Raw genomic sequence first — 15,827 nt, 5'->3', positions numbered from 1 at the left:
TGACTATTTTCTTGTTTTTATAGCAGGGTGGGGTAGTCTGGTGATCCCGCAGGGCTCATAACCCTGAGATCCCTAGTTCAAATCTAGGCCCTGCTACTTTTAATTAATATTTTCATGGCAAGTTAAAGACAGCTGCTGGTTATTTTAACTAAGGAAACTCCGCCCATCACACAGATTATGGCATTGAAAAATGTATGCTGAGAAGTATGGCAATGGAGCAGAAACGACACGGCTTTTAATGGTTGACGATGATATTTAATTGAGGACATTAAAAGAATCGGTGAAACGGCCACCCCATAAGGTGCAAGAACAAAGTTGCTGATGATCACTGTTGTAGGCAAGGTAGTTCGCTAAGATGAATGCTGTTAAAACAGAAGGTGGGTTACTCTTAACAGGCCATGGATATTAATTATTTTCTTTTTTACTAATTTTTATACTTTATTTAAAGTTTTTATGGAATTTTCATTAATTTTTTATAATCATGAATTAAAATATATAATAGGGCAATAAGAAAATAAATGGAACAATAAATTAACATTACATAAAAAGACTTAATAATCATGGTGCAATATTATGAAAATAATTATTTATGGTTCACAGTATGGAACAACAAAACAATATGCTCAAGAATTATCTAAAAAAACAGGTATCAAAGCAGAAAAATATACTGATATTCAAGATATAAATCAATATGAAACAATAATATATCTGGGAGCTTTGTATGCGGGTAGGGTCTTGGGTATGAAAAAAACTTTAATTGAACCTCTCCGGCCTGTAGAGGTCGGAGATTCTTAGGTAATCCATTCTATTGAATGGAAAATATTCTAAGCTATCCCCCAGGTCCCCTAGGTTTTTTTAGTGTTTTTAACCCTTCGTTTAAGATGTTGATTGCGGCATTGTGGTCTCTTTCATGCTGTGTGCCGCATTTTGGGCAATTCCATTCTCTGTCTTTTAGGGTTATGTTGTTGTTTTTGTAGCCGCATTTGTGGCATGTTTTTGTGGAAGCGAACCATTGGTCTATTTCGATGAATGTTTTACCGTATAATTCTGCTTTGTATTTGATTTTTTGTTTTAGTTTATACCATGCGGCATCATGAATTCCGCTACTGACATGATGATTTTTTAGCATACCTTTAATATTTAATGTTTCCATTACGATTATATCGTATTCAGTAACTATTTTTTTGCTTATTTTGTGGTGGAAATCGTTTATTATGTCGTTTCTTTTGTGTTCGAGTCGTTGTAGTTGTTCTATGGCTTTTAGGTAGTTGCTTCCATATGGTGAGACTTGGAATCTGCGGGATACTATTTTGCGTTGTTTTTTTATTTTATCATCTAAATCACGGGTGTCTGGTTTGGCTATCACCTCTCCTGTTGATAATGTGATATAATTTTTTAAACCAACGTCAATTCCCACTGCTTTACCGGTTAATGGAAGTGGATCTATTCGGATTTCAATTCGATAAGTCAATATTGCATACCATCTTCCTTTGTCATATAGGATTGTTACGGTTTGTATTCTGCCCAGTATTGGTCGCAATCCATGTAGTTTGATGAATCCGTATTTATTTAGTCTTATGTAATTGTCTTTGAGTCTAATGCTGTTTTTGATGTTTTTAATGGTGAATGATTGTACTGGATTTTTTAATGTTTTAATCTTAGGTTCACCAGATAATCTTTTATCATAGCGTTGATATGCTTTTTGTAAGCGTTCTGTAGATTCTTGTAAAGCTGTAGAGTCGATTTCGTATAGAAATGGATTTTCATGCTTTAATTCACGTAGACAATCATTGTAAAAACTCCTATTTATCCAAATCTTTTCATCCTTAGATTCAGAGTAATTTTTATCGATTATCTTGTTGTGAATTCTTGCTTGCCTTACTTTTTGTCTAACGTTATTGCTAACAAAACGTGAAGCTCCAAAAGCATCCCAAAAAGCAATCTTTAAATCCCAATTAGGATTAATACTACATTTACAACTTAAAACCTCAGGCATAAATAAAACACACCATCTAACAACCATTGAAAAAAACCATTAACAGATTTTTATCACTACAAAAATATATATGAATATACAAAATATATAAACAAAATGAGAGAGAGCATTTGAAAAGTAATTATTCAAAAATATTAATTAAAAAAAATGACTCCGTGTCTTTTTTGTGAAATTCATCTCGTCGGATAAGTCAGAGGGGTCGCCCCCTCCTTCTCTCCTAAGAACCCATCGTGTGACTTTGTCAGATAAGATTGAGGCATTACTGCCTCGCTCTCTCAGAAGAACCGTACGTGTGCCTTTTAGCACTACGGCTCAAATAGACCATTATCTTAATCAATTTGACAACTTAATCTGTCGATTTTTAAAGTATTCGGATTTATCACTATCAAAAGGCGAATAATTATGTTTAATCATTATATGCCTTTTGTCAATGTTAGTCCACCTCATTTTAACTAATTGACGACCAGAAACTGGGTCAGTCAAAATCCACCTATCTTGATGTTTATCTTCAGGCTTAGGATCAGGAAAATATTTTCTTCTAATCCATTTCCATCCTTTTTTGGGATGTAGATGTTTTAGGAATTTCTTGACTTTAATCCAAATATAATTATCCATCTTTTCAAATGCTACTGTGGAAACCATGGGTTTCCAATAATTTACAAGTCCGATAATCAAGGGATTAAGAGCATCAATTAAATTCCCAACATTATGCCCTTTCATAAGTTCAAATCTTTCTGCGATTTTAGTTCTGGCATTCTTTAGAGAATCTTTAGATGGTTTAATGAAACATTTGTCTCCATCCTTAGTGTGCCTTTGTCTAGTTTCAAAACCGAGAAAGTCAAAGCCCTCAGAAATATGTGTAATACGAGTTTTATCCTCTGCGAGGATTAAACCCCTTTCCTCAAGATAAGGATTAAGAATATCGTAAACTTTCTCGATTTCTTCCTTTTAGCAAATATTACAAAATCATCGGCATATCGAGTCATACGATAATTTCCCTTAGCATTATAATTTGTACTTCCATTTTTACGAGTTAATTTATTATAAGAAATTCCCAAGCAATCTTCCATGCCAGTTAAAGCAATATTGGCAAGCAATGGCGATAAAAGACCTCCCTGTGGGGTTCCAATTTTCGTACGAAAAAAGACGTTATTATCGACATAACCTGCTTTTAGGAATTTCTCTACAACATTAACATACGGAAAACCCTCAATTTGTTTGAGGATGAAGTTATGGTCTAATGTATCGAAACACGATTTAAAATCGCCTTCAAATACCCAACACCAATTTCCATTTTTAACATTATAGAAAATTCTTTCCATAGCATCATGTGCTCTCCTTTTTGGACGAAAACCATAACTAACGGGTTCAAATTTGAATTCCCATTGCGGTTCAAGCGCCATTCGAAGCAATTCTTGATACACCCTGTCTATAATAACAGGTATGCTTAGTGGACGAGTTTTATTATTCTTTTTAGGAATATGAATTCGATAAGCCGGTTTAGGCTTGTAAAGATTAATATTCATATTTCTCATTTTTACGAATAATTCTCCCCTTTGTTTATCATTTACTGCACGAAAACCATCTAGACCAGGGGTTTTCTTACCTTTATTTATTTGAGTAACTCTTTTTATTGCTAATTTTAACGCAGCAGAACTGCGAACTAGCATTCTTTGTAAATCTCTTACTTTTCGTTTGTCATTATTTGATTCAGCACGATATATCCTACGTTGTTGTTTATCTACATACTTTCGAGTCTTATTCCAGTCAGTATTAGACCATAAAGTAGCGTATGATGTTGTGGACTCAAAACTCCGACGATTTTGAGCATAACTCATCTTTTAATCACCATCCTTTTAATAAATAACATTCTATAGTTTTATATACACGTTGTCTATTCTTTGAAAGTCAGCCATGTTTCCATGTCCGCCCACAAAGGGGTGGTATCCGTCACAGTTATTATAACCCTAGTTTACTGCTGTCTTTCGACAATAACGGCATTCGCTTTCTTCAAAATCCTTTACCACCTGCAGAGTTAGGCTTCATTCACAATCCGCTTACCTCCATATGTTATCGGAGGACTGCAAATGGCTTACCAAGTTAATCTCCCGTCAGATACGAATAAGGGAAGGTTCAATCTATACATCGGCAAATATGCAGGTTGCGAAAATATAAGTATGTGTTGACTACTTATTTCTTATTTGCAATATGATAGTAGCAAAAAAAATTGCATTGTATTCCACCTATCACTGCCCATAACGATGCTTACAATTGTTCACATAATGTTAACCTTTCTTATTCTTCCTCTAGCCCTTTAATGATTGAATACTATCATTAAATTAAGCATTTTCTTCATGCAACTTCCTAAGTCCGTTACCAGATTAAGAATTTCAGAGGAGGAAATCCCACGCAACAGGGATTAAAACCTCTTTATAGAGATTTTACTGACTTTAAAGGGTTGGGAGACCCTATCTTGTCGCACCATCACAATGGGCTCAAGCAAACATTTATCTGAATAATAAGGTTTAATTTATCGTCTATTTGCAAAATAATCTGATTTACTAGCATCATATGGACTGTAATTAAATTTTATCATGGTATGCCGTCTAATCGGGTACCAAGACATTCTTTCCATATGTAGACCATTATTAGGGCCAGTTAAAACCCAATTATCTCGGTGTTTTCCATCATTGTAAGGCGGATAGTATTTCTTTTTAATCCATTTCTTACTTTTCTTGGGATGAAGCCGTTTAAGGAATTTACTATTCTTAATCCAAATGAAATTATCCATTTTGCCAAATATTTCCTTGGAAACATAGGGTTTCCAAAAGTTAGCAATTCCCCTAATAACTGGATTAACAACTTCAATTAAGGTATCAACATTGTTTCCATTCATATTCTCATATATATCGGAGATTTTATCTCGGGCTTTCTGAATACTCTCTTTAGATGGTTTAATTAAAGTTTTGTGGCCATTTTTAGAGTAGTATATTCTGAAATTCAGTCCCAGAAAATCAAATCCCTCTCGTAAATGGGAAATTTTTGTTTTGTCTTCAGCGAGTGTTAAACCTCTTTTAACTAAATAAGGTTCTAGAATTTCAGGTACTTTCAGTATATCTTCCTCAGTTTTGGTAAAAATAACGAAATCATCGGCATATCGAGTCATTCGATATTTACCTTGGGTTATATAAGTAGTGTAAGGTTTCCCGTTTCTATTGGATGTTTTCTTTCTGTATGAGATATTTAAACATTCTTCCATGCCTGTCAAGGCAATATTCGCCAATAAAGGCGAGAGCAATCCTCCTTGAGGAGTACCTTTATCATTACGGTTGAACATATTATTATCAACATAACCTGCTTTAAGAAAACGCTCAACAAGTTTGTAGTATGGAAATCCTTTAATTTGTTCAAGAATGAAATCATGGTCAATATTATCAAAACATGACTTGAAATCTCCTTCAAATACATAAACCCAATTACCAGGATGAATATAATTAAATATCCTTTCCGCAGCATCATGAATACTCCTTTTAGGCCTAAATCCGTAACTGGTAGGTTCAAAACGAACCTCCCACTGAGGTTCTAAAACCATCCGAAGAATCTCTTGATAAATCCTATCAAGAATAACTGGAATACTAAGAGGACGCATTTTACCATTCTTTTTACGAATATATTTACGAAGAGCCGGTTTCGGCTTATGTAAATTAATATTACGATTACGAATTTTGTAAAATAACTCCATTCTTTTCTTATCAGTTAATGCTCTAAATCCATCAATACCTGCGGTTCTCTTCCCTTTATTAGTCTGAGTAACTCTTCTGATTGCCAATAATTGTGCATAAGCACTACGTCCTAATAATCGTTGTAAATCTCTTACTTTACGATAATCACCTTCACTTTCAGCACGATATATCCGCTTTTGAATTTTATCTACATACTTTTCTGCTTTCTTCCAATCTATGGAAGACCAGTTAGTAATGTTTGAAGTGGTGGACACAAAAGTATCCTTTTGTGTATTTCTCATCAATTATACCTCCAATCTTTGAATAAAACCAAAATATTCGTTTTATATGCATGTTGTTCACCTGCTAAAGTCAGCATATCCATTCACAGTTATTAAAATTTGTCAGTTTCCTGCTGTCTTTCGACCAAATAATGGCATTTGCTTTCTTAGCATCCTTTACCTGATAGAGAATTCAAGTTTCCTCACGGTCACCCTACTAGAATAAATTCTAGACTTTATCAGGCTTACCGAGTTTACCTTTTGTTAGATACGATTAGGTTAGGTTCTTTCTGTATCCCGAACAAGCTCTAAAAGGTTATGGCCTATATACGTTCCGGTCGAATAGCGTATGACTTAAAATTGGCTTGTTAACACGATGGAATCATTTAAACTCCTTTAATAAAACATCGTTCCCCCTAACGAGACTTTAAACAAAAGTTCACATAACATTAACCAGTACTAATCTTTCTCTCGCCCTCAACAGCCCGGAGTATGACTATCGATTAGGCTTTAAACTATCATGCAACCCACATTATCGTCACCAATAATGCAGTTTCAAGCGAGAATAACCCGCATAACAGGATTATCAGTCCAATGACTGCACTAACATATAATCAAAGATTATATAACAAATTAAAAGGCAATTGCTCGTCGCACCGACCTAAAAGAGGTCGGAGTATTCTTTCATTTATTTGATAAAATCGAAGATTGTCATAATAAGAAAATCGTAATTGCAACAGTGGGATTGGCAGACCCTAATGATAAAGGGAATATTGATAGGATAATGGATGGAATAGAAAGACAACTATCAGAGGATATGTATAATCAAGTTAATGTCTATTTTTTAAGGGGCGGAATAGATTATTCTATTCTTAATTTGAAACACAAAACTATGATGGCATTTGCTTATAAAAGATCAAAAAGATTAAAAGAAAAGGAAAGAACAGCTGAAATAAAAGCTATAATAGAGACGTATGGTAAAAAAGTTGATTTCATAGATTTTGATAAGTTAAATCCAATAATTAATGAAATTAAATAGTCATTCTTCTTTTTTACTATTTTTAATGTTGGAAATGGTGGTAGGATTTGCCAATTTTTGAGAGGTAACCCACCATATTTTAGGTGGCTTGCTCTTAACAGGCCATGAATATTAATTATTCAACTAATTTTTCGCCAAATATTTTTTTGATTTCATAATATTAATAATTATATATGAACAATTACAGATTATATTTAGAAAATGTTTGGTGAAAGAATGTTGTCCATTATTAAAGAATTTGCAGACAATTCTGAAACATTAAAGCAAGCGCGCAGTAATGTTGAAGAAATGTCTTCAATAAAAGAAATAGGAATTTATATTGGTTTATTTATATTGTTATTTATTATTTTAAAAATATTCACTTATATATTCATGATATATAGTCCGATTAAGGAAGACATATTTGTTACCCTAGGCAGATTCATAATTGTTCCATTTGTAATCTATTTCTATGTCACTAAAATAGAAAAGCGCAGCTGGAGGAGTATCGGATTTTCTAAAGGCAATGGATTTTCTTCAACTTTGAAAGGTCTCTTGTTCGGTTTTTTAATGTTTAGTGCTGTGGTGGCAATAGGTATGCTGCTTGGACAATTTAGGTTTGAAGGATATGACCTGTCCTCCTTAATTTTAGTAATTCCATATTTCATTCTCTTTGCAATACAGTGTTTCAGTGAGGAAATGTATGCTCGCGGATGGACAATAACCTATTTTTTCAAAAGACACAGCATATTTCTTGCAATGGTAATTAACTGTATTGTTTTTGCACTTCCTCATTTATTAAGTCCTGGAATAGACTTGTTGTCTATTGTCAATATTTTCATCGTTGGAATGGTCTTTGCGGTGATGTTTTTAAGATTTGATAATATTTGGGTTTGTGGTGGTGTTCATACTGCATGGAACTTTTCACAGGGAATCATACTTGGATTTAATGTAAGCGGTTATACAACACCGTCAATAATGAAATTCAGCCAGGTAGGTCAAAATCTGATAAATGGGGGAGCTTTCGGACCGGAATCCAGTTTAATCACAACGGCAGTATTCATCATATCACTTATTATAGCTGTTTACTATCCTAATAGAAAAAATTAAAAAAAGAAATCCTAATTTGGATTTCTTAATTCAAACAATCATTCACCCAATTTATGAAGTTGCCGGTTGAATTTCCGGTTCTTTCAGCTTGAGTGTGGCCCTGGCCCCATACGGTTGAAAATTCAACGTTATCTGGACCTACTTTATTCAATACCGCTAAATATAGGTTTACATCTACACACTGTGATGTATCTCCTTGTTCAATGCCCGTATTAATTCTCCAGTATTTGGCTACATCCGATGTGCCGCTGCCGTTATAGTAGTCGCACAGATAATACATTGGATTGTACATGTCTACACGTGTTTGCATGGTAGTATTCAATCCGTCTCGTTTTTCCAGATCCCCTGCATATTCTGTTGCATAGCTTTCCTGATAATCGCTGAACTTCGTGTAGGTGCTGCTGTTATTGTTAAGCAAATCACTTAATATCTTATCAAAGTGTGCGGAATCATTTGCATCAATACCAAATAATCCGTTTTCAGCTTGGGAGCGGTTTAAATCATCAAATGCAGGTACGGATTTTGACGGATTTTTACAATGTTTAACAAATGATTCAAGGCTTTTGATTTTTGCAGTATTTGTGGTTTCATTATATTCAATCCATGTATCATTGCCATTTAAAGAGTTAATGTAATCTTTTGCAGTTGCATAACTTTCAGAATCACTGGAACTATCAGTACTGCCCATATCTCCTGATGGCATTCCTCCGGAAGGCATTCCTCCTGATGGCATTGCACTATTTTCTAAATCATTTGGTGCAGATCCTGATGGCATTGCACCGTTTCCTCCAGGCATTCCTCCGGAAGGCATTCCTCCCATTCCGCCGGCACTTGGGGTGTATGGGAATGTGGTGTCATTTAAGAAGTTATTTAATGATTCTTCGGTTATTGTTATCATATAATCATAATAACTTCCGGAGCAATATGTGCCTTTGTTGCTTTTTTCCAGGCTTAATGTTTTTCCGTTCGGATCTTTGAGATGTAAATTGTTGATGTATTCCGCATATTCTCCTGCAAGGTCTTCACTCAAACTTGCAGTGAATGTACCATTGCTTCTTGCATATTGGCCCATATTCCATTCGTATGCTTCATCAGCAGTATCCAGGTTTGTAATAGGACACCAGCACATTGCACCTGCAACAGCATTTGATAGTGTATTTCCATCTTTTGAAACCATTGCTGATTGTATGTTTTCAAGGTATGGTGTGTATAATTTGCTGTTTCCGCTGGCACCCAGTATTGCAGATTGTGCTCCTCCTCCGCTGTGACCGAAGGTAAATATTTTTTCACTGTCGCCGGGCAAAACATCTCCATTGAATCTATAATATGTTATGGCTGCTTTTAAATCAGTTACTCCCTCTGGGGCCTGACCGTTGTCTCTTCCAAAACATCCTGCATTCAAATAAATAAATCCTGCATCAGTATAGTCTTTTACTTCACCTGCATTATATGCAGTTGGCGCAGCACATGAAGAATATCCTGGTGTATTGACAGGCATTACTATAGGTGCTGTTGATGCGCTATAGTTTCCGACTTTCCTGGAATCATTTACGGTACAGGTATATGTTCCATTCGGGTTTTTGGTTGCATTAAAGTATTTTCCGGGAACATATATTCCACAGGATTCATATGCGGGGTCTTTCGGATTCATACAGTAGACGAGTCCAATTTGATAGTATATGTCATTTTCCGAATCATAACTCCAGTTGTTCATGTTGATTGATAGTTTTTGACTTAATGCAGTTGCATTATATGACGGCCCATTTCCGCTTGGAGTATTTTTGGTAAATAATATAAATGCTCCAGCAAGGACTATTATTGAAATTACTATAATTGTTAGTATTTTATGTATTTTTTTCATGTTATCACCGCTGTGTAGTATTCTATAACTCGTAACTACTATATAATACTTTTTTTATTCCTCTGAACATTTCTTTTCATGATTGTATTGGGGAAAATGAACAATTTTACTTTTAACCTCTATGAATATCAAGTATTTTCTTATTTTAAAACAATTTATTTACTATTAATTTATAAATGTATAATCATGAAAGTCAATCTTAATCCAAAAACAATGATGTTTCCGGCACCTGCCGTTGTTGTATCTGCATATGATGAAAATGGCAATGCCGACTGCTGTACACTTGCCTTTGCAGCAATGTGTTCTCATCATCCGCCGGCGGTAATGATAGCCATTAACACTACTTTAAAAAGAAAAACTCTTAAAAGTATTCTGTATTCCAATGAATTTGTCCTTGCATTTCCAAGCGTTGAGCATGGGGCCGAAACGGATTATATTGGAATAGCTTCAGGATATGACACCAACAAGCTTGAAGATGTAGGATTTACTTTTAAGGATGCTGAAAAAGTTAATGCACCAATAATAAATGAGTTTAAAATATCTCTTGAATGCAGGGTGATGCACACTGCTGAAGTCGGATCACACACCCAGATAACGGGTGAAATCGTTAATGTACAGGCAGAAGAGGATGTTTTAAATGAAAAAGGTAAAATTTCATATGAAAAATTAAATCCTTTGTGTTATGATGATGTAAGCCATAGCTATTTTGAAATTGGTGATTTTATTGGCAAAGCATTTAAAATAGGGCTGAAATACAGGAAATGAATACTGTACATGCATATTTTTTTGATGTTATGATGGTTGGGTATATTAAATGAATTTCGGATTTTCATATATTACTTTAATATTTTTAATAATGCTCTTTGTTCCAAATATTATCTGGGCGAAAAACAAACCTGAAGATTATGATGATTATTCAAAAGATGAAAATAGGACTTTGACAATGATTGAACGTATTGGACAGGTTTTGATTATTTGTTGCCTATTTTTTGCTGATGATATTATCTTCACTCCATGGATATTGATGCTGATTCTGGCTTTCATATTCATGATACTCTATGAATTGTATTGGATTAAGTACTTCAGAAGTCCTAAAACAATGAAAGACATGTATTCCAGCTTTCTGGGCATTCCTGTTGCAGGTGCAACCCTTCCCGTTTTGGCATTTCTATTTTTGGGAATCTATAAGATGAATCTCTTTTTAATTTTTGCAGCGCTCGTACTTGCAATCGGACATATTGGCATTCATCTTGACTATGCAAGGCGGTTAAAGTAACGCTATTAAAAAAAGAAAATAATTGATGTATGTTTGTACAATAATTCAATTTTTTCTTGTTTCATGTTTGTATTTGCTTTAGTTATTTACTATGCTCAAAAATCAAAGAAAAAATATTTTATTTTTAAAAATAGATATAATTATCATGGTTGAATATACACGTAATGAAATAAGGGATTTGATAATTTCTTTTATTGTATTGTCCATATGTTTTACAATATCGACTGTTAAAATGAACTTTTATGGGGCCATTTCAATTTTACCTATTGTAACTGTTGGTGTTGGTATTGGTTTTATGCTGCGTGAGCTTGCGCAGAAATTCGTGGCAATAAAGTATGGCTACAATGCAGAATTTAAGATGTGGCCTCTGGGATTACTAATTACATTTATTTCATCATTATTGGGATTTGTATTGGCATTTGTCGGTTCAATCAAAATCGATGAAGATGATGTTCCTGATGAAATAAAGGGTAGAACTGCAGTTGCCGGTCCGATGGCAAATATGGCTCTTGCATTGCTATTTATAGTAATTGCAACTTTAATATATCCTTTAAAGATTCATTCTAGTGTTTTTAATTTAATCTTTTTGATTAACACTGTTGGCTTTTCTGTTAATAGCTTTTTGGCTGCATTTAACCTATTGCCTCTATGGACATTAGATGGGCTCAATGTTTTTAAGTGGGATGTTAAAATTTGGATTGTTACATTTGTCCTTGCATGTATTATGCTGGTTCTAGCCACAATAATAGGTGCCGAAAAAATGGTTGTGATGCTTATAGGAATATAGATTTGTTTTGGGGATATGGTATGCATTTAAGGCAAATTCGCAGAAGAATTCATTGAAATATGAAAATAATTCATCATTCCTGCATTTGATATAATCGTCAGCTGGGAAATGTCTCATGTTCATAATTTTTTCTTATGTTTTAATTTTAAATATTTTGATTTTTATATATTATATGTGGAAGGGGGATAGGATATCATGCAAGAAAAAATTACTTATGAAGATATTGAAAGGTATCAACATCTTTTTAAATTTGTTCCAGCATTCCTGCTTGAGAGGATGGCTAAAAAAAATACCAATCTTGTTTTAAAGTTCCATTCCCGTATTGCAGCTCATTTGGAAAAATTAACAAATCATGAAAAAAATCTGTTAAATCTTATATTGAATAGTGATATTGATGATTTGCAGATGCTAATGGAAGATGCTTATGGAAGAAGCAATATGAAGCAATATAAAATATTATCTGATCCCAAATACAGAGAATTCGTTGAATTGAATATTGATGAACTTAGAAAACTATTAATTAATTGAAGTTCATATCTATTTTTATGACTCGTGTTGATGAAGCAGTTTACTTATTTGATAATGGATATGTGTGTTCACAGGCAGTTTTTGCCGTGTTTTGTGAAGAGTTTGGACTTTCCAAAAGTGAAGCCTTTAAGATTGGGGCCTGCTTTGGAAGCGGCATGCGCCAGGCTGAAGTCTGCGGAGCATGCACCGGTGCATTAATGGCCATCGGCTTGAAGCATGGTGAGGATAAAAAGACATGTGATGAGCTTTCAAACAGGTTTTTTTCAGAATTTGAAAAAGAAAACGGATCTTTTATCTGCAGGGATTTGCTCGTATGTGATATCAGCACTCCTGAAGGCGTTGAAAAAGCACGGAACAATAATCTCTTTAAGGAAATCTGTCCTAAAATGGTTGCCTCTGCAGTTGAGATTACGGAAAAAATCATATGATGGATTTGGCCTGGAATATTCTGGTTGGAAACGGGATATCCTTTATTGCAGGAATATTTCTGATTGTCAGCTACTGCGTCAATGACGTGAAAAAAGCCTATAAGTATCAGTTTTTAAATGCATTTGTCCTGGCGATATCCTCAGTTTTCTTTTTTTCCTGGACCGGCGTAACTACACTGTCCATTGCATCTGCCAGAAATGCGATGGTGTATAAGGACAATCTGACATTTAACTGGACAATATTTTTCCTGATAATATCTGTTGTTTTGGGTGTTGTGGTAAATACCATGGGATTTATCGGTTTGCTACCGGTTATTGCAATTGTTCAGATTACTGTTTGCAATTACGCTCTTAAATCAATCAAATCGATTAAGATAAGTTTCATAGTCAACAGCTTAATCTACATCGTTTATTTTTTGGCTATTCTGGATTTCACTTCAGCGACTGCAGAGACAATTACGGTTGCTATAGGTTCTCTTTCTCTGCTGAGGTTAATTAAAAGATGAGCTTTTTATCTTTATTTTTTTAAACTCCTCTCTTTTTTTATTTATTAATTTATTTATCATTTTGAGTTTTTCTATCTATTAATAATATTTATATAATTTTTTATTCATATCTTTAATTGAGTAATTATTATTCGATATTATGCAAATTTTTACTCATTTTTTTTTAATTGATTGTAAAGGGAGGTGAAAATACGAAAAGCAAATACTTAGTCATTATTCTAACGATTATGTTTATCTTATGTGTCAACGTTGTAAGTGCAGCTGACGATTCGTCCCAGGGCATTATTGGAAATGCTCCCGATGATATTTTGGCTGCTGATGAATCAACATTTACTCAACTTAATGATGAAATTTCCAATGCAGGCAATTCTTTAACCTTAGATAAGAATTATACTTATCAACCTGGAGATGATGCATTTATAAATGGTATTTTAATCAATAAGCAAATTAATATCACCGGTGATCCTAGTAAAAATATTACAATAAGTGGTAATAATTTGGCTAAAATATTCACAATAAACGCTACTGTTGTATTAAAGAATATAAACTTCATTGATTCAAAAGGTGCCATTAATATAACCTCTAATGCTGACAGTTGCAGAATTGAGAATTCATATTTCTTCAATAACACGAATGTTGACTATCGTGGAGGAGCTATTAATTGGGCCGGAGATGACGGAACAATTATAAATTCCAATTTTACCAATAATGCTGTCGATTATCAAGGTTATGGACAGTATGAGGATGATGTTCAGGACAGAGGGGGTGCAATATTCTGGTCAGGTGATAATGGAAACATATCAAACTGTAACTTTTTATATAATAAGGCAGGTTATGGTGCTGCAATATCATGGGGATATCATGATGATGAGGGCATATATTCTGTGAAACCTAAAAAAGGATTCCTTTATAATAGTTATTTCCAAAATAATAATGTTATAATGCGTGGTGGTGCAATTGATTCTAATTGTGAAGAATTGACAGTTATTAAATGTAATTTTACTAACAACACTGCACAGCATGCCGGTGCTATTAGGCTTGGAGGAGATGCTAAGAATTCCGTTATTTCTCAATCTATTTTTGAAAATAACAGAGGGCTTCTTATTAATCTTTCTGAAGACTATTCATCACCTGGTGCTATAGAGATTCTTTCTGGTGATATCAAGATTGACTATTGTAATTTCACCAATAACACTGCTACCCAAGCAGGTGCTATAAAAGTTGATAGCGGTTGCGAAAATGTGGTAGTTTCATCATGTAATTTCATTAATAACTCTGCTTGCTATGATGGTGATGGCAGCTATAAAATGGGATGGGTTTTTGGTGGAGCTATTGAATGGTTAGGTAAGGATGGAAAAATACTCAATTCCAATTTTACCGGTAACTCCGCATGGGCTATAGATAATTCTTATTGTTATGCCGGTGCAATATGCTGGTCAGGATCTGAAGGAAATATAACAGATTGTAATTTCTTCAATAATTCCGCTACTCATTATGCTGGTGCTATTGCATGGGAAGCAAATGGTGAGAATGGAATTATTTCCGGTTCTACTTTCTTTAATAATTCTGCTTATGAAGATGGTGCTATATTATGGGAAGGTGACTATGGTACTGTAGAGAATTGTAATTTCACCATTAATTCTGCTACCAGTTATGCTGGTGCTATTGAGTGGATTGGTGTTTCTGGTACTGTTTCTGGTTCTAGTTTCTTTAATAATTCTGCTTCTAATGAGGCTGGTGCTGTTAAGTGGAGTGGTGAATCTGGTAATGTTTCTGGTTCTACTTTCTTTAAAAATTCTGCTGATAAAGAAGCAGGTGCTCTTAAATGGGAAGGTGAATCAGGTACTGTGAAAAATTGTAATTTTACTAGTAATTCTGCTCCTGATTCTGGTGCTGTTAAGTGGACTGGTGTTTCTGGTAATGTTTCTGGTTCTAGTTTCTTTAATAATTCTGCTTCTAATGAGGCTGGTGCTCTTAAGTGGGATAGTGGATCAGGTACTGTGAAAAATTGTAATTTTACTAGTAATTCTGCTTATGATGCTGGTGCTGTTAAGTGGTTTGGTGTTTCTGGTACTGTTTCCGGTTCTAGTTTCTTTAATAATTCTGCTTCTAATGATGCTGGTGCTCTTAAATGGGAAGGTGGACCTGGTAATGTAGTTGATTGTAATTTTACTAGTAATCATGCTTCTAATGAGGCTGGTGCTGTTAAGTGGACTGGTGTTTCTGGTAATGTTTCTGGTTCTACTTTCTTTAATAATTCCGCTTCTAATGAGGCTGGTGCTCTTAAGTGGGATAGTGAATTAGGTTATCTAGA

14 protein-coding genes, 1 tRNA gene, 1 other RNA gene and 1 pseudogene are annotated in these 15,827 nt (G+C 34.3%); 12 read left to right on the top strand and 5 right to left on the bottom strand.

The features are described from left to right. The first annotated feature begins 21 nt into the window (after positions 1 to 21). The 3 genes from ACKI5C_RS03810 to ACKI5C_RS03800 all read left to right on the top strand — a co-directional run bounded on the left by ACKI5C_RS03810 (position 22) and on the right by ACKI5C_RS03800 (position 795). Positions 22 to 96 (top strand) — tRNA-Met (locus tag ACKI5C_RS03810). A gap of 21 nt (positions 97 to 117) precedes the next feature. After that, positions 118 to 397, top strand: an RNA gene (rnpB, locus tag ACKI5C_RS03805) — RNase P RNA component. A 176-nt stretch (positions 398 to 573) separates the two neighbouring features. Continuing rightward, the gene (locus ACKI5C_RS03800) at positions 574 to 795 is read left to right on the top strand and encodes a flavodoxin domain-containing protein (RefSeq protein WP_407431887.1); all 222 of its coding nucleotides are present in this window, start codon (positions 574 to 576) and stop codon (positions 793 to 795) included. A gap of 34 nt (positions 796 to 829) precedes the next feature. Here ACKI5C_RS03800 and ACKI5C_RS03795 read toward each other — a convergent pair whose 3' ends face one another. The 4 genes from ACKI5C_RS03795 to ltrA all read right to left on the bottom strand — a co-directional run bounded on the left by ACKI5C_RS03795 (position 830) and on the right by ltrA (position 6,020). Next, positions 830 to 2,023, bottom strand: coding sequence for an RNA-guided endonuclease InsQ/TnpB family protein (locus ACKI5C_RS03795; protein WP_407431886.1), 1,194 nt, complete (start codon positions 2,021 to 2,023; stop codon positions 830 to 832). A gap of 306 nt (positions 2,024 to 2,329) precedes the next feature. Continuing rightward, entirely contained in the window at positions 2,330 to 2,779 is a 450-nt protein-coding gene (locus ACKI5C_RS03790) for a group II intron maturase-specific domain-containing protein (RefSeq protein WP_407431926.1), read from the bottom strand. Between the two features lie 104 nt (positions 2,780 to 2,883). Continuing rightward, a complete protein-coding gene (locus tag ACKI5C_RS03785) occupies positions 2,884 to 3,834 on the bottom strand; it encodes a reverse transcriptase domain-containing protein (protein ID WP_407431885.1) in 951 nt (316 codons plus the stop codon). A 692-nt stretch (positions 3,835 to 4,526) separates the two neighbouring features. After that, positions 4,527 to 6,020, bottom strand: a complete 1,494-nt coding sequence (gene ltrA, locus ACKI5C_RS03780) for a group II intron reverse transcriptase/maturase (protein ID WP_407431884.1) — start codon at positions 6,018 to 6,020, stop codon at positions 4,527 to 4,529. 724 nt (positions 6,021 to 6,744) lie between these two features. Between ltrA and ACKI5C_RS03775 the strand changes: the two genes are divergently transcribed. Then, a complete protein-coding gene (locus ACKI5C_RS03775) occupies positions 6,745 to 7,038 on the top strand; it encodes a hypothetical protein (protein ID WP_407431883.1) in 294 nt (97 codons plus the stop codon). A gap of 216 nt (positions 7,039 to 7,254) precedes the next feature. After that, positions 7,255 to 8,127: a CPBP family intramembrane glutamic endopeptidase gene (locus ACKI5C_RS03770; protein ID WP_407431882.1), complete on the top strand. Its 873-nt coding sequence runs from the start codon at positions 7,255 to 7,257 to the stop codon at positions 8,125 to 8,127. A 25-nt stretch (positions 8,128 to 8,152) separates the two neighbouring features. Here ACKI5C_RS03770 and ACKI5C_RS03765 read toward each other — a convergent pair whose 3' ends face one another. Continuing rightward, the gene (locus tag ACKI5C_RS03765) at positions 8,153 to 9,988 is read right to left on the bottom strand and encodes a subtype A tannase (protein WP_407431881.1); all 1,836 of its coding nucleotides are present in this window, start codon (positions 9,986 to 9,988) and stop codon (positions 8,153 to 8,155) included. Between the two features lie 186 nt (positions 9,989 to 10,174). Here ACKI5C_RS03765 and ACKI5C_RS03760 point away from each other — a divergent pair, with 186 nt between their 5' ends. The 7 genes and pseudogenes from ACKI5C_RS03760 to ACKI5C_RS03730 all read left to right on the top strand — a co-directional run. Beyond that, complete coding sequence (locus ACKI5C_RS03760) at positions 10,175 to 10,753, top strand: flavin reductase family protein (protein ID WP_407431880.1); 579 nt, start codon at positions 10,175 to 10,177, stop codon at positions 10,751 to 10,753. A gap of 49 nt (positions 10,754 to 10,802) precedes the next feature. After that, positions 10,803 to 11,264, top strand: a complete 462-nt coding sequence (locus ACKI5C_RS03755) for a hypothetical protein (RefSeq protein ID WP_407431879.1) — start codon at positions 10,803 to 10,805, stop codon at positions 11,262 to 11,264. Between the two features lie 145 nt (positions 11,265 to 11,409). Then, a complete protein-coding gene (locus ACKI5C_RS03750; RefSeq protein WP_407431878.1) occupies positions 11,410 to 12,051 on the top strand; it encodes a site-2 protease family protein in 642 nt (213 codons plus the stop codon). Between the two features lie 195 nt (positions 12,052 to 12,246). Then, complete coding sequence (locus ACKI5C_RS03745) at positions 12,247 to 12,579, top strand: hypothetical protein (RefSeq protein ID WP_407431877.1); 333 nt, start codon at positions 12,247 to 12,249, stop codon at positions 12,577 to 12,579. A 17-nt stretch (positions 12,580 to 12,596) separates the two neighbouring features. Then, entirely contained in the window at positions 12,597 to 13,007 is a 411-nt protein-coding gene (locus ACKI5C_RS03740) for a C-GCAxxG-C-C family protein (RefSeq protein ID WP_407431876.1), read from the top strand. Between the two features lie 5 nt (positions 13,008 to 13,012). Then, entirely contained in the window at positions 13,013 to 13,513 is a 501-nt protein-coding gene (locus ACKI5C_RS03735; RefSeq protein WP_407431875.1) for a YgjV family protein, read from the top strand. Positions 13,514 to 13,680: 167 nt separating this feature from the next. After that, a pseudogene (locus ACKI5C_RS03730) lies at positions 13,681 to 15,827 on the top strand (hypothetical protein); the annotation flags it as partial.

The organism is Methanobrevibacter sp., from assembly GCF_045646045.1.
In the GTDB taxonomy this organism is placed as follows: Archaea; Methanobacteriota; Methanobacteria; order Methanobacteriales; family Methanobacteriaceae; genus Methanocatella.
This window is presented reverse-complemented; position numbering and strand designations above follow the sequence as displayed.